The sequence below is a fragment of the Arachidicoccus terrestris genome, from assembly GCF_020042345.1.
Classification (GTDB): Bacteria; Bacteroidota; Bacteroidia; order Chitinophagales; family Chitinophagaceae; genus Arachidicoccus; species Arachidicoccus terrestris.
The window spans coordinates 169,229-194,536 of sequence record NZ_CP083387.1 but is presented as its reverse complement, the minus strand read 5'-3'; the positions used below and the strand labels follow the sequence as shown (position 1 = coordinate 194,536).

The 25,308-nt window shown below is 45.0% G+C and carries 16 protein-coding genes; 9 read left to right on the top strand and 7 right to left on the bottom strand.

Features of this window, described 5'->3' with window-relative positions; translation table 11 throughout:
- Positions 1-135 precede the first annotated feature (135 nt).
- Positions 136-648, top strand: coding sequence for a helix-turn-helix domain-containing protein (locus tag K9M52_RS00655; protein ID WP_224070140.1), 513 nt, complete (start codon positions 136-138; stop codon positions 646-648).
- 786 nt (positions 649-1,434) lie between these two features.
- Here the strand turns inward: K9M52_RS00655 and K9M52_RS00650 are convergent.
- From K9M52_RS00650 to K9M52_RS00640, 3 genes are all read right to left on the bottom strand, one after another.
- The gene (locus K9M52_RS00650; protein ID WP_224070139.1) at positions 1,435-3,237 is read right to left on the bottom strand and encodes a glycoside hydrolase family 9 protein; all 1,803 of its coding nucleotides are present in this window, start codon (positions 3,235-3,237) and stop codon (positions 1,435-1,437) included.
- A 232-nt stretch (positions 3,238-3,469) separates the two neighbouring features.
- Positions 3,470-4,195 carry a siderophore-interacting protein gene (locus K9M52_RS00645; RefSeq protein WP_224070138.1) on the bottom strand — a complete coding sequence of 242 codons (726 nt, stop codon included), beginning with the start codon at positions 4,193-4,195 and terminating at the stop codon, positions 3,470-3,472.
- A 168-nt stretch (positions 4,196-4,363) separates the two neighbouring features.
- A complete protein-coding gene (locus K9M52_RS00640; protein ID WP_224070137.1) occupies positions 4,364-5,161 on the bottom strand; it encodes a helix-turn-helix domain-containing protein in 798 nt (265 codons plus the stop codon).
- 499 nt (positions 5,162-5,660) lie between these two features.
- Between K9M52_RS00640 and K9M52_RS00635 the strand changes: the two genes are divergently transcribed.
- On the top strand, positions 5,661-6,596 hold the full coding sequence (locus tag K9M52_RS00635) for an NAD-dependent epimerase/dehydratase family protein (protein ID WP_224070136.1): 936 nt from the start codon (positions 5,661-5,663) through the stop codon (positions 6,594-6,596).
- A gap of 51 nt (positions 6,597-6,647) precedes the next feature.
- Here the strand turns inward: K9M52_RS00635 and K9M52_RS00630 are convergent, their stop codons facing one another.
- Entirely contained in the window at positions 6,648-7,595 is a 948-nt protein-coding gene (locus K9M52_RS00630) for an NAD(P)/FAD-dependent oxidoreductase (protein ID WP_224070135.1), read from the bottom strand.
- 225 nt (positions 7,596-7,820) lie between these two features.
- Here K9M52_RS00630 and K9M52_RS00625 point away from each other — a divergent pair, with 225 nt between their 5' ends.
- Complete coding sequence (locus tag K9M52_RS00625; protein WP_224070134.1) at positions 7,821-10,289, top strand: family 20 glycosylhydrolase; 2,469 nt, start codon at positions 7,821-7,823, stop codon at positions 10,287-10,289.
- A 25-nt stretch (positions 10,290-10,314) separates the two neighbouring features.
- Positions 10,315-10,704, top strand: coding sequence for a hypothetical protein (locus K9M52_RS00620; RefSeq protein ID WP_224070133.1), 390 nt, complete (start codon positions 10,315-10,317; stop codon positions 10,702-10,704).
- A 103-nt stretch (positions 10,705-10,807) separates the two neighbouring features.
- Here K9M52_RS00620 and K9M52_RS00615 read toward each other — a convergent pair whose 3' ends face one another.
- Positions 10,808-12,187: a sulfatase-like hydrolase/transferase gene (locus K9M52_RS00615; RefSeq protein ID WP_224070132.1), complete on the bottom strand. Its 1,380-nt coding sequence runs from the start codon at positions 12,185-12,187 to the stop codon at positions 10,808-10,810.
- A gap of 619 nt (positions 12,188-12,806) precedes the next feature.
- Here K9M52_RS00615 and K9M52_RS00610 point away from each other — a divergent pair.
- From K9M52_RS00610 to K9M52_RS00600, 3 genes are all read left to right on the top strand, one after another.
- Positions 12,807-16,055 carry a SusC/RagA family TonB-linked outer membrane protein gene (locus K9M52_RS00610; protein ID WP_224070131.1) on the top strand — a complete coding sequence of 1,083 codons (3,249 nt, stop codon included), beginning with the start codon at positions 12,807-12,809 and terminating at the stop codon, positions 16,053-16,055.
- Between the two features lie 22 nt (positions 16,056-16,077).
- Complete coding sequence (locus K9M52_RS00605) at positions 16,078-17,844, top strand: RagB/SusD family nutrient uptake outer membrane protein (RefSeq protein WP_224070130.1); 1,767 nt, start codon at positions 16,078-16,080, stop codon at positions 17,842-17,844.
- A 238-nt stretch (positions 17,845-18,082) separates the two neighbouring features.
- On the top strand, positions 18,083-18,985 hold the full coding sequence (locus tag K9M52_RS00600) for an endonuclease/exonuclease/phosphatase family protein (protein WP_224070129.1): 903 nt from the start codon (positions 18,083-18,085) through the stop codon (positions 18,983-18,985).
- Between the two features lie 454 nt (positions 18,986-19,439).
- Here the strand turns inward: K9M52_RS00600 and K9M52_RS00595 are convergent, their stop codons facing one another.
- Positions 19,440-20,951 carry a TlpA family protein disulfide reductase gene (locus K9M52_RS00595; RefSeq protein WP_224070128.1) on the bottom strand — a complete coding sequence of 504 codons (1,512 nt, stop codon included), beginning with the start codon at positions 20,949-20,951 and terminating at the stop codon, positions 19,440-19,442.
- A gap of 218 nt (positions 20,952-21,169) precedes the next feature.
- Positions 21,170-22,207, bottom strand: a complete 1,038-nt coding sequence (locus K9M52_RS00590) for an RpnC/YadD family protein (RefSeq protein ID WP_224070127.1) — start codon at positions 22,205-22,207, stop codon at positions 21,170-21,172.
- Positions 22,208-22,210: 3 nt separating this feature from the next.
- Here K9M52_RS00590 and K9M52_RS00585 point away from each other — a divergent pair, with 3 nt between their 5' ends.
- Positions 22,211-22,420: a hypothetical protein gene (locus K9M52_RS00585; RefSeq protein ID WP_224070126.1), complete on the top strand. Its 210-nt coding sequence runs from the start codon at positions 22,211-22,213 to the stop codon at positions 22,418-22,420.
- 425 nt (positions 22,421-22,845) lie between these two features.
- Positions 22,846-25,293, top strand: coding sequence for a glycoside hydrolase family 3 N-terminal domain-containing protein (locus tag K9M52_RS00580; protein ID WP_224070125.1), 2,448 nt, complete (start codon positions 22,846-22,848; stop codon positions 25,291-25,293).
- Positions 25,294-25,308 lie beyond the last annotated feature (15 nt).

Here is a 25,308-nt window from a genome sequence, read left to right as displayed (position 1 = left end):
TTCTTCGATTTGCCGGAACACTGCTTTTACTAATACTAAAGAGAAATTAAGTTTAAACCAAGGTGGACGACTGATGCCGGATATCCAATATTCAGGGTACTGGTACAACTATATACCTGTTAAATTCAATATGTTATGAATACTACTAGAAAAACAATGCCAAAAAAGGTTCCCGTGCATCAAGGACAAAATATAAAACGCATTCGCCTGTTACTGGGTATTGCGCAAAAAGAAGTGGCCGCAGCCCTGGGTGCAGGATGGACACAAAAGAAAGTTTCCAGAGTTGAAAGTACGCCGAATGTATTACTGCGGGTCCGGCAACAACTTGCCCAGTTCTATGCGATCGACATGGCTCTCTTTGATACATTTGATGAAGCTGCCGGCCGGCTGGCATTAATTTATATCATGAAAATTAAGAAGCAGCTGGCATTTTGGCATGATGATGATGATGAACGGATGCTGGAAGACATTACAGGTTTACTGGAAAAGGCTTCTGTAGCTATTGATAGGGAAAGACAGAATATGCAACTATTATTAAGACTATTGCAACAGATAAAATTTAAGTCAGCGAGCTGGAGGGAGAAGCCGCCAAGCCAGTGGCCCGACGGGGTTAAAGAGCCGGCTTTGCGGTATGGAAAAGTGGCCTAAGCGCAAAAAAAAATTAAGGAACAATTGAACCCGTTACCACTGTATTCACCTGATAGGTGTTTACATTGTGTGATCGTCGACTATCCCACAAAAAAATACATCCGGTTTTGTTTTTGTTCCTTAATTTTTATCGATTGAAAGTTTTGCCTAAACTAACTGTTGAATTTGTATTGAATTTGATTTAATATTTTTTCTACCTACTAATTGGTTACCGAAAAGAATTTACCAAAGCAGCAGCGGACAGCTGAAAGTACATGGAAAGCAACTGCCCGCAACCCTTTGGCTAATAGCTAAACCGGCGCTTTCGGTTTAGCGGCTAGTAACAAGTTGTTGGCTATTGACTGAAAAAAGATATCACTATTTAATATATAACGATGGAGCGTACCTGCCATACTGAGACAGGAAAACCACGGCCATCTCCTGCTGGAATAGCAGGCCCCGTAGTGGTCGTAAAAGGATATGTATTGCCGTAAAACCATATAACCGTAGCTGTCGAAGGCCCGTCCCGAAGGAGGGGCGCAGGCGTTTATTTATTTTTTTGTTGAAAAATTTGGTATTCGTATCAAATGCCTCATCTTTCAATATAACACAAAGCATATTTTAAATATCGAAACGATCCGATCTCCGTTAGGAATACTAACAGTAAAAATCTACATTGATCACGGATTATTTTTTGGAAGCAATTCGCGGAACCTGCTTTGTGGCCAGGTCCTGCAATCGTCATTCAAAGATGAATCATTTTACGGTAACAACAAAAAAATAGGCGTAAAATTTTTTTAGTCAATTTCATTTTTTTTCAGCTGCGGTTATCGCAGCTAATAGATAGACCCAGGGAGCATTCCAGTTAATAGCCACTTCATTCACACTGTATGCCTGATCGTTATCGATATAGGACAGGTCGGCGCGCTTCGAGGGGTAGCCCTTTACGCCGTCTTGTCTTCCGGGATTCGGGCCGCCTACCAGAAATCCGGGTATCGGGTCTTCTATATCATCGGCGATACTGATGCGGTGATGCGGGTGCAGAGGGGAAAGGCTGCCAAAACCGGTGACAAAACAATAGCCGGTAGCATTCCTGCCAAGCAGGTAGTCCAGATTGCCTAACGCGGCATCTCTATAAATATTTTTATGTGTCAGCAGGTAGGCCGTCATTAAGATCCAACCCTGATTGGCTGCACTGCTGTTGCTGCCCCAGCTAAAATCCGTTGCCCGTCCACCCATCACCGTGCTGAATCCCGGATTGATCTGCTGTGTTAACTGATCGGCTAAATGTATGACAGCCGCTTTTGCACTTTGCTGAAGGGCTGCCAGGGTATGATGATCCTCTGCTGACCAGCCTTGTATATTTTCAAAACCCTTAGCTGTTGCTTTGGACAACCAAATCGCGCCGACGGCGCCCACATCACTCCAGGAAGGAATATTGAGATGTTCCGGTGCATCGTGTGCTATAACGGGCAGATAACGCTTGTCTTTTGTCATCAGAAGAAGACTGACGGCTGTCTGATACCACTCGTCTTGCAGATTTTTGTCCCCATAGGCGCCGGTGGTGATTTTCGGCCGGTTTTTTCTATTCATAGCGTCCTGGTCATATACCACCAGTGGGTGGGTCTTCGCCCAGTCCCAGGCCTTGACGGCTGCTTGCCGCAAACTGTCTGTGAGTCCTGGCAGTTTATTCCTATAGGCGGCCAGCGAGCGAGCAGCGCTGGATGTCGCCGCTGCGAAGTCCAGCGCCGCCGCTGTTGTTTTCTGTATGACATAGCGTTTGGCCTGATCGCTTTGCGGCATTTCCATGCGGTCAAAATTGGCAGAGGTGAGTTTATGGTAGACGCCGCCGTCGGCCGGATCCTGCATTTTAAGCATCCAGCGGAGGTTATAGAGTATTTCATTTAGGAGGTCAGGTAGCCCTTTGTCAGATTCGGGAATCCCGAGGTCCAAGGATGCAAAAACAGAAGGATAATCAGTAAGCGCTTCCAGTAGCGTACTGACGGTAATCCCGGAATTCACGATGTATTTGTTATAGTCACCGGCGTCATACCACCCGCCCGGTGCACGGAGCGTATTGTTTTTACTGTGTGCGGCCGATGCAACAGAAGAATGGATATAAACGATTGTGTCCGGATGCCCTGCTTTTCTGGCCCAGCGACCCGCATACCTGGCCGTCAGATCCATAGAAGCTCTATTGTAGTAGTAGGCTTTTACCGCTGCTTTTAAAACTGCATCGAATGGGTTTTGCTGAATGATAAACGGATAAGAGACACCCTGACCGGGTATAGAAAGATAATAGTGGCCTTCACGTGACAATTTTGAAAAGTCTGCCAGATAATTGACCTTTTTGGCATAGAGGTCTGCCGCCGGCGTTGATTGCAGTTCCCCTCTGAAAACCGTATCGGCAAACTGATTGAGCGCAATAATATAAAAAGGGAGTTTATGCTGACCGGGGAACAGATAGCTATCCATGATAGCAATTTTAGTACTATAGGGCGCATAGCCGATCTGGTTGGCCCGGATGCCACCGGCCGGTTCATCTGCATTGAGGAATTGGGCGTGTAATGAACAACTCAGGCCAATACTCAACAGTAGCGGAAAAGTCATACGCGCTCTTCGATGCTGATCAACTGGTATTGCAATATCTCTTTGGAAAAATTGCAAAAAACGCGATAGCTTATTTCTGTTGTTCTGGGCACTCCTGTTATTTAGCTTATGACCATTTCCCCTGCACATATCCAGACAGATTTTTCTATTGGTGGGCTTGATTACTATGAATTTTCAGCAATTGCAATTTAACAGAAAAAAAGCAATTATCCCCTGTCTGGAATAAAAATTATCAAAGCCCTGTCTTGCCGGGAACCCAATAGGGTTCAGCATGGATCTGTTTGCGGTGAACACCCAGCCCGATCAATTCTTTTTTTATTCTTTGTATATGTAATCCGTTACCTGCCAATATAAACTGTGCCTGTGCCCAAGTTTTAATAGCAGAACTGTCGAATATCGTAAACCCCGGTACGTAGACAGATATGTCCTTGTCAGCCCGCTGGACTAACTCATAGCTGGCCAGTCCCAGTGCATCCGGCAAATCATCCTGGTCTTTACCCAGATGCAGCAGCGCGTAAAAGCGTTTTCCTAAGGACTGAAAGTGCGTTTGCAATGCACAGGCCAGTCCCAGTGTACTCTCATCTCCATATAAGAAATAACTGGCTGCAGATTCCGCTACTTTCCTGCCCCTGGCCATACTGACCGGGATTTGTTGGCCTGGCTTCAGGTTTTCAAAAAAACGGGCGCCTGGCCCGTTTCCATGGATATGGGCCAGAATCTGAAAAATATCTTCCTGTTCGTCTATAAAAGATGGTGTATAGTTTCTAAAGGCATTGGCGCTGACTCGGATCGAAACGGCATAGCCGGGCCGCAGGTTAAGGCCGGCCAGATTTCCCTTAAATATAATAGACCGGACTTCAGGACTTACCCAATCAGTTGCGACGACTTCGAACACGGGCATTTTTGATGAAAGCGCTGTTTCCAATAAATCTGCCATCCATTTAGGTACATTTGGCATGAGGATATGCATTTTAGGTGTTTGGATAGAGTCTCTTGCTATGTTGTTGAAAATGGCATCACTAGCAAGGACTGCTGCAACAGCTGTGATAAAGCTGTTTTTCTTTGACTCTGCAAAGTAAAAAAGGCTGTTATAAATAAAATAGGTCTAGTCCTTGAAATACTGGTATTATTCTCGGATTTGTTTTCTGAATTCCAGCGGCGTGACGCCGCAGGTTTTTTTGAAGAGCTTGCCAAAATGTACCGGGTCATCATAGCCAACCAAAAAACAAATTTCTTTGATACTGAGATCCGTCTTATACAAGTGTCGCTTCGCTTCTAAAAGGCTGATCTCCTGGATATGCGCTGTGACAGATTTCCCGGTCATTGCTTTAATGGTATCGCCTAGATAAGCAGTTGAAATATTCATCTGTTCGCTATAGAAGCCCGGCTTTTTATGGCTGACAAAATGCGCCTGCAATAATGTTTTAAAATGAAGTTCTATGGCCTTAGAACGGTCTTTCACTTTTGCGGTCTGTGCGCAGCAGTCTTTAAGGGATCCTGCTACCCATTGTAAGGTGCTTACAAACAGCCCCTGCAGGGCAGCTGTCTGCTCACTGCCACTGGCCTCACGGTTGATCTGTTCCAGTAATTGCAATAGCTGGACAAGCTGATCATAGAGCCTGCAATCTGCATCAAGCGCAAACGGGTCCTTAAAAATACATTCCAGTGTCTGCGCAAGTTCCGCGTCCATCAGCAACGGATCAAAGGCGATGCTCCAGCCGGTCACATTTCGGCAATGATCGATGTAGTGTACCTGCCCGGGAAATACCATTACGATTACCGGAGCGGTCAGGGTATATTTTTTAAAGTCCAAGAGAAAATTACAGGAACCTCCTATCGCAAAATTAAATAGCGCATGAGTGTCTCTATGCGGCACATGGATATTATCGGCCTGCCGCAAATCCTCATTCACGTAATGATGCATGAAAATACCCGATTTTGCATTGTGGGGCAGATGATGTTCCGTAATTATTTTTTCTCTTTTGGACACGTCAAAATCTTTAATGAATCACCTTGGCGAAGGGTGTAGTGTGATGCGTTGGAAACGACTGCGCAAAAATAGTATAATTCCAGTGGATCACAAACGGCACCTGAAAAAAATCACAGATAGGGGAATGGCTGTATTATAGATTTTATCTATAACGTGTCAAAGTTCGATGCTGAAATCAATTGCACAAAAAAACAACGAAGATTCTACCGAAATGCGGAGTGGTTTGTCCCTCTAATTTGACCGCTTACCGAATAAACCCGAAAAAAGGGGGAGAAAAAAGTACGGTTTACTAATTTTACAGTCCCAACCAAAGGACATCGACAAGCATTAAACAAGATTGTGGCTATGAGCAAGGAAGGGTGTCTACGTTTTTTTTGCAGATTTGTCCAATAGCGTCCGGTTGGTTCGTTATTACCATATTTAATTATTAGTCATGCAGGCAATTTTAGGAGCCGGCGGTGCCATTGGCACTGAGCTGGCTAAAGCACTCAGAATCTACAGCCCGGATATCCGCCTGGTCAGCAGGAATCCCAAAAGGGTTGGCCCAGATGACCAGTTATTTGTAGCGGACCTTAGACAGGCTGATCAGGTATCGGCTGCCGTGAAGGGGACGGAGGTCGTCTATCTTACCGCAGGGTTACCTTACGATTATAAAGTCTGGCAACGGGACTGGCCGGTTATCATAAAGAACGTGATAGATGCCTGCATTACACATCACAGCCGTCTGGTGTTTTTTGATAATATATACATGTACGATGGAGATAATCTCAATCAGATTATGGAAACGCACCGTATTGATCCAAGCAGCAGAAAGGGGAAGGTCCGCGCTGAACTCATTCGCATTATCTGGGACGCCGTTAAAACCAGAGGGCTTTCGGCACTTATCGCCCGTTGTGCAGATTTTTATGGGCCTGGGGTGAATAACAGTGTTTTAGGAGAAATGGTCATTAAGCCGTTAAAGCAGGGCAAGACGGCTAATTGGCTGGTCAGTGATCATTATCGGCACAGCTTTACATATACAGTAGATGCGGCCAGTGCAACGGCGCTGTTAGGCAATTGCCCTGAGGCCTTCGGCCATACCTGGCATCTGCCGACCGCCAAGAATCCACCTTCCGGCAGAGAGTGGATTGAAATGGTGGCCACTGAACTCGGCGTAAAACCTAGAAAAAGAATTGTGGGTAAAACCATGACCAGCCTTCTGGGACTATTTATGCCGGTTATGAGAGAATCCAGAGAGATGCTCTATCAGTACGATAAAGATTATGTATTCAACAGTGATAAGTTTGAGAAGCGTTTTGCTTTTCAGCCCACTTCATATGAAGATGGCATCAAGGAGATCCTGCGCTCTGAACCTCCGGGATTAAGTTAGACAAATATATTTGAACGCTTTTGCTTTTGAGGCCTTTTATCAAAAATGCAGTTATTGCATGTCTGGTAAAGGCCTTTTTTCATTGACCAGATCAAAATTAATCATGGCGCCAGCCGTCATACCTGTGGCCAGAGCGGTGGAAAGCGAGCGGAATCTGGAGCTGTTATCGCCTGCGGCGTAAAGACCGTTGACTGAAGTGTGTCGGGCTTCATCTACCTGGATATGACCGGCAGGGGTTAACTGATAGTTCAGTTGCTGTTGCAAGTCCAGGGCTTGTTTTACTGGCGGCAAAACATACAAAACTTGCAGGGGGACCTCAATTTCAGGGTGATCGGAGGATTGCAGCAGGATCTTTTTAATTTGCCCATTGTCATGGTCCAGGGACTTGATTTTGCCGGATACAACCGGAATCTTTTGCTGAGCCATAAAAGCGGATGCAGCTTCGTTGAAACGGAATGTTTCATTGGTAAATACCTGTAGGTCGCTGGTCCATTGTTTGAGCAGGCTGATGATATGTAGTGCGTCTCCGCTGGTAGCCAGGACACCTGTTTTGCCGCCCTTGAATTCGTATCCATGACAATACGGGCAGTGGATAGCCGATTTGCCCCAGCATTCCCTGATGCCGGGAATATCCGGTAACTCATCTTTTAGCCCCGTGGCCAGGAGTACTTTTTCAGCCAGGTAATCATTACCGGAGGCTGTATGAATGATAAAACCGGTCTGCTGCCGGCGGACATCCGTTACCTTGTCCGCTAGTACCTTGACTGAAGGATATTGCAATAATTGTTTTCTGGCGTCTTTGTGGATTTCCATGGGCGGAACACCATCACTGCCCAGGAAATTATGGGCATGCGGTGCGAAACGGTTGCAGGGTTCACCCGCATCCAGAACGACCACCTGCCTGAGTGCCCTGCCCAGGGTCATGGCAGCGGCCATTCCGCTGTAACTGCCTCCGATGATCATTACTTCTGTTGAATGGATATTCTTTATGTCTGACATGTGTTTATATTTTGTCCGGTCCTCAATAACTGTATACTTGCTTCCACCGGCAAAGATAGTGATTTACTTTGTAAATGCAACTATGTTTCATATTTTTTAATATCAGGCATAAAGAAACAGGCTGAGGTTGCCACTGGAGGCAAACGGTTGCGCGGCAGATATTCGGATACTTTCTGTATTTTAACGGCCAATTTTTTACGAGTCAAACCTTTCCATCAGAAGCCCATGATTTTGCGCAGTGTGACATACCGAACCTTAGTAGGCTGTTTTTTATCCATAACCTGTAGTATTAGCAGTGCCTATGCACAGGGCATTGAAAGAGATACGGCGGCGCTGCTGGCCGGTGTCGGTCCAATAGAAGTACCGGCAGCGGCTGCTATCGGCGCTGCTGGTTCTGCCGGCATCCCGCTGCGCCTGCCAAAGACCCCTGAGGGATACCACCTTGTATTCAAGGGAACAGATCATTTACCCGTTATCACGGCAAAAGGGAATGTACTGGCACCCGTATCTGATACGAAAGTGTCTGTCTATTATCAATTGGTGGCCGATACAGACCCGGGGTTTTTCCTGGACCTGTCCCGGATCGTAACCGTACCTGCAGCAGTGGGCGATATGGCCGGAGCCAACAAGGCTCCGTTTGTGATACCCGCCTTAAAAGAATGGAGGGGTGGACAGGGATATTTCAGCGTAAGCGCTCAATCTAAAATTGTGCTGCCTCCCCATCAAAAGGAGTCCCTTGCCAGCCTTTCCAGCCAGCTGCAAAGGGAGATACTGGAACAAACCGGGTTATTGCTGGACATAAAGATTGGCCATCCTGGCAGAGCCGATATCTATCTTGAATTGTCTGACGCATTGCCAAGATTGGGAAAAGAGGGATATCAGATGGAGGTAGGAGAGTACCTGCGTATCGCTGCCCCCGGTTATAAGGGACTGTTCTGGGGTACAAGGACAGTTTTACAATTATTAGATCAAAGTCTTACGATCGCCCGGGGGCTGGCAGCGGACTATCCAAGCTATCCGGTCAGGGGACTCGTGCTGGATGTGGGCCGTAAATTCTTTTCCATGTCGTTTTTACAAAATTACGTCAAGTTGCTGTCTTATTACAAGATGAATGATTTTCAGATTCATTTGAACGATAATGGATTTAAAAAATATTTTGGAGACAACTGGGACAGCACGTATGCAGCATTCAGGCTGGAAAATGATCGCTATCCCGGTCTGACAGCAAAAGACGGACATTACACCAAGCAGGAATTCAGGGACCTGCAGGCCCTGGGTCGCCGGTACGGGATACTGATCGTACCTGAGATAGATGTCCCGGCTCATGCCCTTTCTATTACCCATGCCGTCCCTGAAACCGGCTCAAAAAAGTATGGAATGGACCATCTGGATCTACATAATCCGTTAACCGATACCGTGGTGCATCATATTTTCAAAGAATATCTGGAAGGACCTGATCCTGTCTTTACCGGCCCTGTCGTTGACATAGGCACTGATGAATATGCCAAAGCAGAAGCGGAGGCGTTCCGTGGCTTTACAGATCGGGTCATTGGTTGGGTCCAGGATTACGGTAAACAAGTGAGGTTATGGGGCGCGTTAACCTGGGCGGAAGGAAAGACCCCGGTACGGGTGAAAGGCGTTACGATGAATACCTGGTATAATGGGTATGCCGAGCCTCGCGCCATGAAAAAACTGGGTTATCCGCAGATCAGCACACCGGACGGCTGGCTGTATATCGTTCCGGCAGCAGGGTATTATTACGATTATCTGAACGTAAAGCATCTGTATGACAAGTGGACGCCTGCACAGGTGGGCAATGTCCGTTTTGAGGCAGGCGACACCTCCGTCATCGGCGGTGCTTTTGCTGTTTGGAATGATATCGTTGGTAATGGCATTACGGCTCAAGACGTGACGGACAGAGTCTTTCCTGCATTACAGATACTCAGTCAGAAAATGTGGGGAGGGGAAGATAAGCGGCTTGATTTTAAAACCTTTGACCAGCTGCGCGGCGGTATCGGTGAAGGGCCCGGGCTAAACTTAAGAGGCAGGCTGGGAGCGTATGACGGCCCGGATACCTTGAAGCCGGTGAAAGAAAATTGGTTAGAGGAGGTTACAGACAATGCTTTCAAAGGCGTTCGTAAAATCAGGCGCTCACGTCTGGACCGGCAAGGTGTTTTGGCGGGGACACACATACAAAATGTCTGGAGTTTTCCGGATACCAATGCTTATGTGGAATTGCCCGTTGAAGAGATTGGGTATGATTATACGGTATCTTTTTACCTGTATCGGGCGAGCAACAATAAGAAAAATAATGACCCGGAAACGCTATTTAGCTCAAAACATGCGAAGGTATTGCTACATCAGCAACAATCCGGAAATCTGGGCTTTTCCAGAGAAGGATATGACCTGAGTTTTAATTACCGTGTCCCTGAAAACAAATGGGTTCAGATTACAATCACCGGTACCAATAAAGGGACGGCTTTGTTTATAGACGGCAAGGCGCAGGATAGTTTGTATAATCATTTTCTCCAGTATAACGATAAGGATAAAACCAAAATGCGAAAAGTGGAAACACTTGTATTTCCTTTAAGGAGACTGGGCGGGTTTACAGGAAAGATCACGGGATTGACAATTTATAACAGAGCGTTGACCTGGCAGGAAATTGGCCGGCTGTCTGCCACGGGTGAGCACTAAAGCGGATTTTGATACCTTTGGAACCATGAAGCAAATTACCATCGAGGGGAAGTACATTCTAGATATTCCTTCTTTTTATAAGGAAATAAACCGGGTGTTTATGCAAGGGGAGAACTGGCAGTTGGGGCAGACGCTCGACGGATTCAATGACCTGCTGTATGGAGGATTTGGTTTGATGAAATCCAATGAAGAAGTTATGCTCATCTGGAACGAATTTTCCAGCAGTAAAGCGGCGCTGGGATACACGGCTACCAGGGATTATTATCTGGCAAAACTGGCGCCGGGCAGTCCTTTTAACCAATCCTGGTTTCAGGGGCAATTGACGGCATTAGAGGCAGGCCACGGTAAAACTTACTTTGACATCATCCTTGAGATTATCGGTGAGCATGCCAATATCCATTTAATTGAGCGGTGAGCTGTTATTGGATGCTGTATGGCCCGCCGCATAAATAAACAACGCCTGTCAGCTAACTATTCTACTGACAGGCGTTGTCTATTATGAAGTTCCTCTTGCGCTATCAGTTCTCTGTCCCGCCGGAGAACTGTTCAAATAGTGCCTTCATTCTGGCAGCTATTTCAGGATAATCTTTGATGACATTGGTTCGCTCAGCCGGATCTGCATTTAGTTGAAACAATTCCTCTTTTGCCGGCTGTGCAGTCGCCGTAATGCTGCCGGATGTGGTGGCCGGCACGCGGCGGTATTTCCAGCCGTCTTCTGTTCTGACGGCTTCGGCCTTGCCATGGTTGACCAGATAGATCGGCTGGTGGTGGAAGGCTTTAGCAGGTTGTTTGCCCGTGAGCAGGTCACTGATATCCTGCCCGTCCAGCGTTCTGCCTTTCGGTAGTGAAGCACCACTCCAGGTAGCCAATGTCGGTAATATATCAAGATTGCTGATCATACTATGCAGGGTGCCGGTTCTGAGATGGTTTTTCCAGTACATAATAAACGGCTCTCTGACACCTCCTTCATAGCTTTCTCCTTTGGAACCTCTAAATACTCCTTTTGTACCGGGATGCCAGCGTTTGGTAACGCCGTCATCCGCACACCGCCCTGGAAAATCAATCCAGGGCCCGTTATCGCTGGAGAAGATAAAGATTGTGTTATCCAATAAGTCTTTTGCCGCCAGTTTCTGCCAGATCAGCGCCAGATTGGAATCCAGGTCTTCCACCACAGCGCCCAGTGCACCGGAGGCCTTTCTCTTATCCTTTAAATAGGAGGCAGAGGCTGCATAGGCGATCGGCAGGTGGGGCATGTTATAGGCCAGGTACAGGAAGAAGGGCTGCTCTTTTTTTTGCTGATCCAGGACAGAAAGGGCTTCCTTGGTATACAGATGGGTCAGCATGGAGTCCTCTGGCTTTATAATGACAGGCGTCCGTCCCCTGAATATCTTGATGGTGGTATCTGTTTTTACATAGGGTGCCCGGTAGTCATGGCTATAGAGCATACCAAAGTAACTGTCAAAGCCCTGAGCGGTTGGATAATTATAATCCTCATGATCGCCTAAATGCCATTTGCCGATCATGGCTGTTTTGTAGCCCACCGTCTTCAGCATTTCAGCAATGGTTACCTCCTGATCGTGTAGCCCCCGTTTGGAGCCGGGACCAATAGGATCTGGCAGGTCATAACGGGAGGCATACCGGCCCGTCAGTAAAGAAGCTCTTGAAGGTGTGCAGGATGGACTGGATACGACATAATTGGTCGCCCGGATACCTTCGCTGGCTACAGAATCCAAAAAGGGAGTCATCACGACCGGATTCCCATAACAGCTCAGATCAGAATAGCCCATGTCGTCGGTGAGCACAAAAATAATGTTGGGTTTTCTCTGTGCCACTGCCTGCAAGGCGCATAAGCATCCAATTAACAGACTTGCCGTGGAAAGAAAATACATTCGCTTCATAATGAGGCTTATTAAAATTATATATGAAAAATAGGTGATCGACCCGGTACTTTTCCCGTCGTTAACAGTGTCAGCTATATAGGCTGCGGGACTTCTGTTCTCCCGGGAAGTGTCCAAACTTAAAGCAATCAGCTTAAAAAAACATGCGCGCTGCCACTTTTTTTTGTAAAAAACGCCGGTTTGGTTCTGCTTCGGTCATTACCGAAATTGATCTGTTTTCTCCTTTTTTAAAGGCTGATTCTTTTGTTTTAATGCTTAAAAGCCGGTATTCGAAAAAAAATAAAACTAAAATAGAGGTAATTCGAATTAAAAGTTACTTATAATGGTTGTTAAGTGAAATTATGCTGCTTGTTTAGGCCGATTTACCAGCATATTGATGGGGTTGTCCGGCGGTTGCCTTTGTTACGTTTGGCTGTTGTTAACCTATTAAATGAAGATTTATGTAAATATATTGTCTTTTTTTGTCGAAATTCTGCCTTATGCTTAACCATTTCTTCACAATTACGCAATACGATGGTTACACTGAGAAACGAGTTTTGCAGCGGCAAAAAAAGAGGAAAAAGAAGTTGTTAGATGCACAAGAAAATAAATACCATTAAATATTAAACAAAGAAGCACAATGAGACGAACTAGATTTTTTGCCATTTTGGCCACTTGCCTGTTGCTTGCCGGCACCCATCAGCTGCTGGCGCAGACCGGCCCTGGCGTTACAGGGCAGGTGCATAGTGATGTCGGCGCTGTGGTGGAAGGGGCCACCATCGTCCTTTATAATCAGGACAGCTCTTTTAGCCGACAGGCAGTAGCAGATCAAAAAGGTCGTTTTGGATTTTATGGCCTGCCTAAAGGTTCCTACAATGTGAAGGCTCGTTTTATTGGATTTAAACCGTCTGTGGTTGCTGCAGTACCTTTCAATGGCGACTCCACCCTGACATTAAACATTGTTCTTGCTGCAGAGAATAATAGCCTGGATGAAGTCGTTGTTGTGGGGTATGGTAAACAAAAAAGAGCCAATCTGACCGGTGCCGTTGCCCAGGTGGGCGGAGAAGTACTGGAAAGCCGCTCATTGCCGAATATCAGTCAGGGGTTACAGGGCATGGTGCCTAACCTGAATCTGGTTCCCCAGGACGGCAAGCCTACGCAGTCGCCCAGTTTTAATATAAGAGGTAATACCTCTATCGGACAAGGAGGAAGTGCACTGGTGTTAATTGACGGTGTTCAGGGAGATCCCAGCTTGTTGAATCCTAATGATGTAGCCACAGTGACGGTACTTAAAGACGCAGCCTCTTCGGCCATCTATGGTGCAAGAGCGGCGTATGGTGTCGTACTGATCACGACAAAGAGCCCTAAAAAAGACCGGGTATCTATCAATTATAGTTCAGACTATTCCTCAAAGCAGCCGACGGTTGTGCCAGATATAGTTGATAATGGCTATCAATACGCGGTAATGTTTGATTCTGCCTGGAGTGCCTGGAACGACTACTCACAGACTGCACAGAATATTAATAAGACACAACCATTCTCTAAAGCTTACTTAGAGGAGTATAAAAAACGGAATGCGGACCCCTCATTACCCAAAGTAGAGGTAAATGATCAAGGTAATTATGTCTACTACGGAAATACCAACTGGTATGACCTGCTTTATAAAGATCACTTGGGGGCCATCGGTCAGAATCTGTCAATATCAGGCAGTAGCGAAAAAACCAGTTTTTATCTGACAGGCCGTTATTACGGCCAGTCAGGGCTGTTCCGGTATAACTCAGACGACTATCATCTCTATAACCTGACCGGAAAGGGAACCGTGCAGGTATTGCCCTGGTTACAGGTTACCGATAATTTTCAGTTCTCCAACAGGTCTTATCATAATCCACTGAACGTAGGGGAGGGCGGTAGTATCTGGCGCAACTTGGCAGACGAAGGGCATCCTTCCTCTATGCTCTTTAATCCCGACGGCACGCTTACGTTCTCGGCGGCCTATACGGTAGGGGATTTTGTCTATGGTAAAAATGGCATTGATCTAAGTAAGACGGTTATTCGTAATACAACCGGATTCGTCGCGGCTTTTTTAAGTGATAAACTGCATATTCGCGGTGATCTGACTTTTCAAAATACCAGAGAAGATCAAAAACAAATCCGGGTGCGGGTTCCCTACAGTACTACTGAAGGCGTCATTGCTTATGTAGGCACGGCCTATAATGACCTGAACCAGGACCAGTACAAGACCGATTACCTGGCGACGAATATCTATGCCGATTATGAAACCCATCTGGGAGATCATTATCTAAAAGGTATGGTAGGATATAACTATGAGCAATCCGTATATAACGCATTTTCCGCCGGCAGAAACGGCTTGATCTATTCAGATGCTTCAGACCTTAACCTGGCACTCGGTCAGAGTATCAATACGGCGGGAGGTTATGAAAAATGGGCGATCCTCGGCGGGTTTTACCGGTTGAATTATTCTTATAAAGATCGCTACTTATTGGAACTGGACGGCCGGTATGACGGGTCTTCCAAGTTTCCAAGTGACCAGCAATTTGCCTTTTTTCCTTCTGCTTCGGCCGGATGGCGCCTGTCAAAAGAATCATTCTGGCATATCTCTCCAAAGGCGGTTTCCGATTTAAAGATCAGGGCTTCCTATGGTTCGCTGGGCAATGGGAACATCGATTCTTATAATTTTCAGGAGAGGTTTGATATTCATCAATCAGGACGGGTTATCGACGGTGTTCTTGGTCAGTATACCGGTTCACCCAGCATCGTTCCGGCGGGTCTCACCTGGGAAACGGCTACTACCGCTGACCTGGGATTGGACGCGGCACTGTTGAGCAACCGGTTAAACATAACGGGAGATATCTATACCAGAAAGACAACCAACATGTTTACTGTCGGTAAGACGCTGCCGGCTGTCTTCGGGGCAACGGTGCCTAAGGGTAACTATGCCGATATGACCACGAAGGGTTGGGAAGTTTCTTTGAGTTGGGCGGATGCCTTTAACCTGCATGACCGGCCCTTTGGCTATAGTATCGGTGTGTGGATGTCCGACTATACCGCCACGATTGACAAGTATAACAATGAGACCGGAAATCTTGATGATTATTATGCCGGCCAGAAGGTGGGAGAGATCTGGGGGTATGTAACAGACGGTTACTGGACGCAAGAGAATGTCGGTGATGCTAAGGCTGCTCAGGCTTTGTTTAAGGCATCGAATTCCGGGACCTGGTTACCTGGTGATATTAAATTTAAAGACTTGAATGGAGACGGCGTGATCAATAACGGCGATAATACCGTGGGCAACCCCGGTGATATGAAAGTGATCGGTAACGCCACACCGCGTTATAATTTTGGCATTACGCTCTCAGGGGATTATGCCGGATTTTACCTGAGCCTCTTTTTCCAGGGTGTACTTAAACAGGACTGGTGGCCAGGCGGTGAAGCAGATGTTTTCTGGGGACAGTATAACCGGCCGTATAACTATGTGTTCAAATCGCAACTGGATGATATCTGGTCTCCTTCCAACCCGAATGCCTATTTTCCGAGATATCGGGGATATGTCGCTCAGAACGGTTCGGGAGAATTACATGCCAAACAGACAAAATATTTACAGAATGTCCGATATATCAGACTTAAAAACGCACAGATTGGTTATAACCTGCCTAAGGACTTGATGAAACGCCTGCATATTCAGAGCGCGAAAGTTTACCTCTCGGGAGAGAATCTTTGGTCTGCGTCCCCACTCTATAAACATACAAACGCTATGGATGTGGAAAGTATTCACGGGTCTGATAAAGTGTTGACAAGCGGCAATAACGGCAATGGGAATAACTATCCGATCTTAAAAAGCCTGACTCTTGGTTTAAGTGTTAATTTCTAAAGTTACCTAAAACGAATTTGTGATGAATTGTAAAATAATGATATATCTGACTGTGCTGATGCTGCTGGTTGCCGGCTGTACCAAAGAGCTGGACCAGACGGCCCAAAGCACGGCTACCAGAGATGCTGTTTTTAGCAGCGAAGACGGTCTTAAACTGTATACGCTCTCTTTTTATAATCTACTGCCGGATATTAACACGCCGTTCAGAACAGATGCGACTCTTTCAGACTTCGGGGCGACCAGTAGCGTGCCGGATTATATCCGGGAAGGTGCTTATTCTTCCAGACAGGGCAGTGGATGGGACTGGTCCGATCTGCGCAACCTGAATTACTTTATTCAAAACTGTACAAACCCTGCCGTGCCCGAAGAAATCCGTAATAATTATATAGGCCTGGCCAGGTTCTTCCGGGCTTATTTTTATTTTGAGAAACTGGTGCGCTTCGGCGATGTACCCTGGTATGGTAAGCCGCTGGGTGTAGGGGATACGGCCCTGTTGTATAAGGGCCGTGACGACCGCTCACTGATTATGGATTCTATTATTGCGGATCTGGATTTTGCGGCCAGTCATATAACAGCGATTGCAGATGATTCGCGCAGCCAGATCAGCAAAACTGTAGTTTGGGGATTTAAGTCCCGGGTTTGTCTGTTTGCAGGCACCTTTCGCAAATACCAGACCTCTTATAATCTGAGTGGTACGGCGGATACGTATCTGAAACTGGCCGTTGCCGCTGCAGACTCTGTCATGCAAAGTGGAGTGTATAACCTGAATAATGCGGGTGACCAGCCTTATAGAAGTCTGTTCATTAGCGAGGCACCTGTTGCTACAGAGATCATGCTGGCAGATATCAGCAGTGTTTCCCTGTCTAAGTTCAATGATGCCAACTGGTATTTTACCAGTTCAACTTACGGAAGCCGTTTTAGTTTTACCCGGACATTTATCAATACGTATCTGATGCAAGACGGCCGGCCCTTCACCGATATACCGGGTCATGATACGATGGTCTTTGCCTCTGAGGTCAAAAACAGGGATCTCAGGCTCGGGCAAACCATTCGAATGGGGGATTATCAAAGGATCACAGGAGGCAATAAAGTAGCCGCTCCAGCCGCATTCTCCTATACATATACAGGGTATATGCCGATTAAATGGACACTCGATGATATGTACTATGATGGAGGTCGTCTGAATACTAACTCCGTGTCCCTGATGAGGTATGCAGAAATCCTATTGAACTATGCAGAGGCAAAGGCCGAATTGGGCACGTTGACGGATCAGGACTGGGTGTTGACGGTAGGCGCGATCCGACGCCGCGCGGGTATCACCGGCGGGCTGGATCACAAGCCGGTCCGGATTGATCCTTATATGCAGAAAACTTATTTTCCGGATGTAAGTGATCCTTCCATTATAGAAATTCGCCGGGAAAGAGCCATAGAACTGTGTCTGGAGGGGTTCAGGATGGATGACCTTATCCGCTGGAAGCATGGAGAGCTGTTAAAATTGCCCTGGAATGGATTTTATGTGCCGGCACTCAATAAGCCACTGGATCTGAATGGAGACGGTAAGCTTGATGTGTCTTTTTATACAACAGCGCCTTCCAGTAAACTTTCTGGCGTAACGTATATCGATGTGTCCAAGCAGCCGCAGGTATTGTCTAATGGCACATCCGGGGAGCTGCACTGGCTGGATAATATTAAAAGGGATTGGCATGACTATCAGTATCTCTATCCGATCCCGTATGAAGATTTACAAGTGAATCCCAACCTGAAACAAAATCCGGGATGGGCACAATAAATAGACTGAATGTTCTGGGGTTTACTATTTAGTGTTTTAGTTTGAATGAAGATTCGGTTTGCAAATGACAAACAGTGGAGTTAATTTGCATGTCGACAGATTAGTTGCATGGGCTGCTTTTAGTCTTAAAAGCGGCCTGTCAGCTAATTTTGATGACTTGGACTATCTTTTATTATCTTTAGTCCTCATGGAATCGTAAAAGGTTTTCAATTATTATTAAACTAAAAAGGATGAACAAATGATGAATCGTATTTTTATGAATGCAGAAGGCAAAACCAGATGTGCGGGGATGTGGAGTGCTGTCGGTGGCGCGCTGATTCTTTTATTATTACTGACTGCCTCACCTGGGAAAGCAAAGGCCCAGACTATGCGTATTGCCAGTTATAATATCCGTAATGAAAACACTCATGATATCGGTAATCTTTGGAAAGACCGTGTCAGTCATGTTGCAGCGCTGATCAAGTTCCATGATTTTGATATCTTCGGTGTACAAGAGGCGCTGGAGCATCAGCTGGAAACTTTAAAGGCTGCTTTGCCGGGCTACGCTTATTATGGGATTGGCAGAGATGACGGTAAGCTTGCCGGTGAGCATGAATCTGTCTTTTATAAAACAGATAAATTTGACTTGTTGGACAAAGGGGACTTTTGGTTATCTGCTACGCCGGATGTACCGTCTAAAAGCTGGGATGCCCCTTGCTGTAACCGGATCTGCAGCTGGGTAAAACTGAAAGCAAAGTCTTCGGGAAAGACCTTTTACGTCTTTAACGCCCACTATGATTATGAAAAGGATTATGCCCGTAATCAAAGCAGCCTTTTAATGATTCAGATGATCAAGAAAATTGCCGGTAACAGCCCGGTCATTATGGTAGGGGATATCAACGGTGATAATAACAGCAGCTGGTATAAGTCACTGGAGGCATCCGATAAACTTCAGGATACTTATTTACTGGCGAAGGATCCTTACACTCCCAGAGGATCTTTCAATGCATTTGGCAAGCAGGAAGACGGGACATTGATTGATCACATTTTCTGCTCCAGAGAATTTTCTGTAGGTAAATGGGGTGTCTTAAGCGATACTTATGGCAAGCTTAAGTTCCCTTCTGATCACTGTCCGATTTTGGCGGTACTAACATTACAGTAACGAACGTTTTTGAGGATCTTTCCTCGTAATCTTTTTTTAGGGATCATTATTTACACTCAGCCCACCGAAAGGTGGGCTATTTTATTGAATCCAGGTGAAATAGATTAGCAGGTAAATATTTTAGATAGCTTTTGATACTGGCTGAGAGAAGCGCCTCTTTTGAGTTATTTTGTCAATACTTCATTTACTTCCTTCAAAAAAAACGAAAGCACCTGATTAAACAAATCAGGAATCTCTTATGGAGCCTGATGCCTGCACCTCTATAAATGACCAATTTGCTTTTTGGTATTTTTTCAGCAAATAGTTTGGTATGTTTCTTTTTCAAAACATCATATTGTCCGGCCATTATTAGCGTGGACCTTGTATCTTTTGTAAAGAATTGAGATTGATTGTGGTTCGGTCATTAAAGCGTTTAATTGGCTCAAAAAAATCGCTTTACCCACAAACTCATCCATTACTTTGCTAAGGTTCTATCTAGAATATTATTCGCCCATAAAAGCGTGTATGCTGGGCAATTGAAATCAGCAAAATTACCATCCTTATCAATGAGAATATAATGTGGAATCGCTTCTATGCCATATGCTCTACAGACCGGGTTGTCGCTCCATCCTTTTGCAAATACATTTACTCCCTCAATCTTGTACTTTTTAATCGCGGCCTTCCAGGACTCTTCAGTGTCTTCCACGCAAATATTAATGAATACGACATTTTTTCCCTTATATTTTTCATGGATTTTTGGGACAGCTCCATGAAAATCTGCAATACAAGGGCCGCAGTGAACGCCCCAAAAATCAAGCAATACCACCTTGCCTTTAAAATCAGCAAGAGAAACGGCTTTGCCGTGCTCATCCTTCAATGTGAAATCCGGTGCGGGTTTACCTGGAACATACTTTTTAGTATCGTTGTAGACTTTTAGTATTTCGTTCTTATAGTCCTGATTTTTACAAATGGGTAAGAAATCCAGCATCACCTTCTCAATATTTTCATATGGAAACTGTAAATATTTAAAATTATGGACAAGCATATTAGTTACATACCAATCTCTGACAGGATAATAGTTGAAATTGGCCATAGCCTGATAGTAGGAGCTTTCAACCCTATTCGCATTTAGATCGTCCTTTTCGCTCCCTGTGCTTTTCCAAAAGGGCTTTGGCGGGTGAATGCCTCCATAATAAATGTCATTATACAGGTTAAGAAATTCCCTATATTCTGGAATTTTATAAAAATGATCAAGGTTTAAAATTCTATATTGTGGAGTATGTTTATTTGATATGTTAATTACAATATTGCCATCCCCTTCGACTAATTCAAATTTCAAAAACGCAGACATTTTATTTAAAAACATCCTTATCGCCATTTCATAAGTCCAATGATAAAATGCCTGCTGTTTGAATAATTTTCTCATTTGTTTATCCAGGCTACTGTCTTTTTTTATAAAGTCACATTCTTGATTGTACTCCTTATTTACCCAACTCACCTTAATTGAGTCAATCCCGGCCAGGCTATCTTCCTTAGTAAAAGAACCACTCAATTTTTTTAACAAAGCCAATTGCTTTCGTGAAAACCTTTTCGAAAAATGGAAATTAAAATCCAGCTCCTTTGTTCTTTTCTCTGTGGTCCCCTTAATGCGTATCGTTTTGGAAAAATTATTCTTGTCGAAGCTGATAAGAATCGTATCATTTGGTCTTACATAAAAAGTAGTCCAATATCCATTTAACGCAACGATAAAATTTTGAGGACCCTCCACTTCTACTGACTCTTCAAAATGGCCATCTTTAGCCACAGGAATGTCAATACTTCTTTGCCCTCCAGTGGCTACATAACAGGTTAACCAGCCGTTCAACGTATCATCAACTTTTTGATCCGATATTAAGCCTTTAACAACAAAAGAACCTTTGTTCTCTTGTTGCGCAAAAATAGTGGCGCCTAGAAGAATAGCTATGAATAGTAAGCAGAAAGGCTTCATAAGGAGGCTTTTATTTTGCGCATAGGTATCAACTCTGATACCAAGAGCATTACTAAAGGTACGGAACTTCCTTGATAATAGCGTCTAAATCGTCGGAATTTTTGAGCTATTTTATTGGATCCACGTGAAATAGAATAGCAAGTAAATATTCTCGATAGCTTTTATTACTGGCTGAGAGAGACGGGGCCTTCTCTAAAATAATTTTAAAGATTTCAGTACTACTTGCTGCCTTTTAACCTTCGCAGCTGGTTAATATCCAATTTAGTGATTTCGGCGATTTGTTCCAGGGTCATTGCTGACACGCGAAGTAATTCTTTTGCAATTTGTTGAACCCTTACTTGGTTTCTGGCCTCAGCTCTAGCTTCCCCTTTAGCAATGCCTCTGGCCTCACCTTTTGCCAGACCTCTGGCTTCACCTTCTGCTAAACCTTTTTCCTTCTCCTGGATGAATAAATCTACAAAATCCATTTTTATATTTTTTGGGGTTAAGTAATTAATTTTTTGGATAAAATTTCTGAAGCTTTTCCGGAATGCCGAGCAATTCTGTGCATATTTTAGTATAAACAATAACGTGCTATAGTATTTAAGATCATTAAAGTCATAGGATATTATATTTTTTATAATTTTTATGTATTTTTCTTCAATCTCTTTTTTCAAAAACTCACGTTGATGCTCTTTTATCCAGATGGCATGGTATAATTGGCTGATTAGGCAAGTGTCGTCGGCAAACTTCGTTTCCGGCATGTCCTTTATGACATGTCCTTCGTAGGTAAAGGTAGCACCATTTTTTGAACTGCCAAAAATGTATTGATTCTTGTATTGCTTCCAGGAAGTATGACTGATAATCGCATAAGAGAGGATCTCACAGCTGTTGTTGGCAATCAGGCTATTCATATACCTGGCCATACGCTGCGGAAATTCCTTCTTTGCCACCGTCTGAAATTCAATCAGTATTTTGAGCATTTTATCTTTGCCTTCTTTATGACGGATCTCAATGAGTTTGTCGACGTTCTTTTTAGGATAGGGTAGATCTTCCAGGGTCACCAGTTGCAGTTCCTTGTTGATCAGCTGCATGCTTTCTAAGTCATATTTTGCCCCATTTTCAGCCAGTAAATGGTTGACCAGGGTTTCGAGATGGTACTCACTGACAAATTTCCAGAAGGTGTCGTAGTTGTTTTCCCGGAGTAATGTAGAGTGGTCATCTTTTGTGGCATAAAATTGCATTTCAAAATTTTCCGGCGTCAATTCTTGCGTCATATAATGAGTGATGTTTTACAGGTTTTACAATTATTGGGGCAATTAGGCGCCTTTTGCCACAGTGAAGGCTGTAGGATAAAGAGCTTTATCGCTATTCAGGAGCAAGGCGTTGTCTGTAACGCTTTATATAAAAAAATACTGATGTTTTGTATAGCGGTCAGTACCGTCAATAGCCTTGCTCAGGCACTGGAAAATGCCTGCGTATACGGTTGACGGTATGTGAAAGATGTGGTATCATCTAGCTTAACTTGTGCAATTAGAGACAAATATAAGGAACCCAATCTGAAATGATGATTTTCGTTGTAACTCTGCTTTATATACCCGTGATTGTATGGCCTCTTTTAGGCTATTCACCGGCTGTATTTGTCTTTTAATAGAAGTATTTCTTGCAAGTGCTTGATTTGAGTTGAAGTGACTGGTACTGCTGTATTTATGCATTTTTCAAGAGACCGAATGCAATATATCGGAAACGGTTGCGTAGATATTTAGAATATCGTTGATGAGATTCTGTTATCTTAGCCAGTGGCAGTATTTATTACACTCCATGTTAATTATGCCTGATACGGAAATAGGCAAGCGCTTATGGGGTTTCAATGATCACTGTATGTCAAGGAAGTTAAACACATCAAATCAAACATATGAACACAAAGCGTCTTTCCGGCCTGATGCAGTTAGCGGTTGCTGCAGGCCTTATATTACCCTTGCCGGGCTTGCTGGCCCAGCAAGGCAAAAAATCGGATATCTACCACAAGGGCTGGATTGATTTTAATAAGAACGGAAAAAAGGATATTTATGAGGACCCGTTGGCCCCCGTTGATAAAAGAGTGGAAGATCTGCTCTCCCAGATGAGCCTGAATGAAAAGAGTTGTCAGATGGCAACACTCTATGGCTACAGAAGAGTCTTAAAGGATTCTCAGCCAACACCTGAGTGGCAACATGAGATCTGGAAAGATGGAATAGCCAATATAGATGAGAATCTGAATAATGTACCCAATCATACAGGTAAACACACCAGTTTCGGGTATCCGCACAGCACTCATGCCGTGTCTATGAATAATGTGCAGCGTTGGTTTGTTGAGGATACCCGGTTGGGTATTCCCGTTGACTTTACAAATGAGGCGATCCACGGACTATGTTCCGACGGGGCGACACCTTTTCCCGCGCCTATTTCCATTGGCAGCACCTGGGATAAACAGTTGGTGCATATGGCCGGGGATATCGTTGGCAGGGAAGCTAAGGCCCTTGGGTACACCAATGTCTATGCGCCGATTCTGGATCCGTCCAGAGATCCCAGGTGGGGTCGGGTGGTAGAAACCTATGGCGAATCTCCTTATCTGATCGCTTCTTTGGGGACAGAAATGGTCAAAGGCATCCAGCAAAACGGTGTTGCTTCGACCTTAAAACATTTTGCTGTATATAGCGTTCCTAAAGGCGGCAGGGATGGAGAGGTAAGAACAGACCCTCATGTCGCCCCCAAAGAAATGCATGAGATATTTTTGTATCCCTTCAGAAAAGTCATCCAGCAGGCGCACCCAATGGGTGTAATGAGTAGCTACAACGACTGGGATGGAGAACCTATTACAGGCAGCCATTATTTTCTGACCACTTTACTTAGGGGGGAGTTTGGTTTTAAAGGCTATGTGGTGTCTGATAGTAAGGCGGTAGAATTTTTATATGAGAAACATCATGTAGCGCATGACTTCGAAGATGCCACCAGAGAAGCTGTAGAAGCCGGATTAAACGTCTGGACGAATTTTAACCAGCCCAAATACTACATTAATAACGTTCGTAACCTGGTAAAGGCAGGTAAGTTAGATATCGGCATAGTCAATGATCGGGTGCGGGACGTGCTAAGAGTAAAGTTTGAGTTGGGCCTTTTTGATCAACCGTATGTAGCCGATCCTAAGGCAGCTGACCAGATTGTGCAAAACCGGCAGGCAGATTCAGTCGCGTTGGCATTGAACCAGGAAGCCATTGTGCTGTTAAAGAATCAGGGCGATCTGTTGCCTATACAACCAGGTCAATATAAGAAGATACTGATTACGGGAGAACTGGCCAGTAACGGAAGTTATGCAACCAGCAGGTATGGCCCTAATAACAATAAGGTGACAACCGTGCTGGAAGGGATTCGCACATTTATTGAGAAAAATAAATGGAATACCCAAATAAGTTATGACGAGGGCGCCAAAGTGCTCAGTCCTTCATGGCCCAAATCCGAGATACTGCCCACGGATTTATCTCAGGATGAAAAAGCATCTATTGAAAAAGCGGTCCAGGCCGCAAAAAGCGCAGATGTCATCATTGCGGTCGTCGGAGAGAATGGGAAGACGGTAGGTGAATCGCTGTCCAGGACATCACTTGGACTGCCGGGTAAACAACTGGATTTACTTAAAGCGCTTAAGGCAACCGGTAAGCCTGTCATATTGGTCCTTGTCACCGGACAGCCTTTAACCATCAATTGGGCGGAAGCGCATATACCCGCAATTATGACTGCCGGTTTTCCCGGACCACAAGGAGGAACGGCTATTGCACAGGCAATCTTTGGTCAGTATAATCCCGGAGGCCGACTATCAATGACCTGGCCTAAAGCAGTGGGGCAGGTGCAGTTTAATTTTCCCTTTAAAAACGGCAGCCAGCTGGATCAGGGTGGACCTCATAAGAAAGACGGCTTTGGTCATACCCGTGTGAATGGCCCCTTGTATCCTTTTGGCTACGGATTGAGTTATACAAAGTTTACATATAGTGATCTGAAGATTACGCCGGATGAAAAACATACAAAGGGCACGATTCATGTTACTTGCAAAATAGCGAACAGTGGCAAGGTCGCTGGAGATGAGGTAGTACAATTGTATGTAAAAGACGTCTATAGCAGTGTTACGACCTATAACTCTGTGCTTCGGGGGTTTGAGCGAGTACATCTGGCCCCCGGGGCCGCAAAAACTGTGTCATTCGACCTGGTGCCGGACGATCTGGCTTTGACGAACAGAGATATGCACCGCGTTGTAGAACCGGGAGATTTTGAGATCCGGGTGGGGGCATCCAGTGAAGATATTCGCCTGAAACAAACCATCACAGTAGCGCCTTAGCGAGAAACAGGCAAC